The sequence below is a fragment of the Sphingomonas sp. genome, from assembly GCF_035910975.1.
Lineage (GTDB): Bacteria > Pseudomonadota > Alphaproteobacteria > Sphingomonadales > Sphingomonadaceae > Sphingomonas.
Window position 1 is genome coordinate 1 of sequence record NZ_JAMHWM010000047.1, and the last position, 1,152, is coordinate 1,152.

Sequence of the window (1,152 nt, forward strand, 5' to 3'; positions counted from 1 at the left end):
GACCAGGCTTCCGCACGATATCGGTGCGATCCATTTCACCGGCATCGGCGGCATTGGCATGTCCGGCATCGCCGAGGTGCTCCTGAACCACGGCTTCACGGTGCAGGGCTCCGATCTCAAGGCGAGCCCGATCACCGAGCGGCTCGCGCGGCAGGGCGCGACGATCTTCATCGGCCAGAAGGCCGAGAACATCGAGAACGCCCAGGTGATGGTGATCTCCTCGGCGATCAAGCCCGGGAATCCGGAACTCGACGCGGCGCGGGCGAAGCACCTGCCCGTCGTGCGGCGCGCGGAGATGCTGGCGGAGCTGATGCGGCTGAAGTCCAACGTCGCCGTGGCGGGCACGCATGGCAAGACCACGACGACCTCGATGGTCGCCGCGCTCCTCGACGCGGGGGGAATGGACCCGACCGTGGTGAATGGCGGGGTGATCCATGCCTATGGATCGAACGCGCGCATCGGCGCGGGCGACTGGATGGTGGTCGAGGCCGACGAGAGCGACGGCAGCTTCAACAAGCTCCCTGCCACGATCGCAGTCATCACCAATATCGACCCCGAGCATCTCGACCATTACGGCGATTTCGAAACGCTGAAGGCGGGCTTCGACACCTTCGTCTCCAATATCCCGTTCTACGGCCTCGCGGTCTGCTGCATCGACCATCCGGAGGTGCAGGCGCTGGTGGGGCGTGTTTCGGACCGGCGCATCGCGACCTATGGCTTCAGCCCGCAGGCGGATGTGCAGGCGAAGAATCTCGTGTTCGAGAACGGCGGCGCGAAGTTCGACGTGGTGCTCAACGCGGAAGGACAGGTGATCGAGGGGCTTAAGCTGCCGATGACCGGCGATCACAACGTCTCGAACGCGCTCGCCGCCGTGGCGGTGGCGCGGCATCTGAAGATCTCCAAGGAAGCGATCCGGGCCGCGCTCGCGGGCTTCAAGGGCGTGAGCCGGCGCTTCACCAAGGTCGCGACCGTGAACGGCGTCACGATCATCGACGACTACGGCCATCACCCGGTCGAGATCGCGGCCGTCCTGAAGGCGGCGCGGCAGGCGACGAAGGGCCGGGTGATCGCGGTGCACCAGCCGCACCGCTATACGCGGCTGCGCGATCTCTTCACCCAGTTCTGCGCCTGTTTCAACGACGCCGACGTGGT

The 1,152-nt window shown here is 65.9% G+C and carries 1 protein-coding gene; it reads left to right on the forward strand.

Annotated elements, in window-relative coordinates; translation table 11 throughout:
- Positions 1 to 19 precede the first annotated feature (19 nt).
- Positions 20 to 1,152: UDP-N-acetylmuramate--L-alanine ligase (murC, locus tag VYI76_RS16630; protein WP_326525931.1), on the forward strand; the 1,133-nt coding region annotated here is incomplete at its 3' end.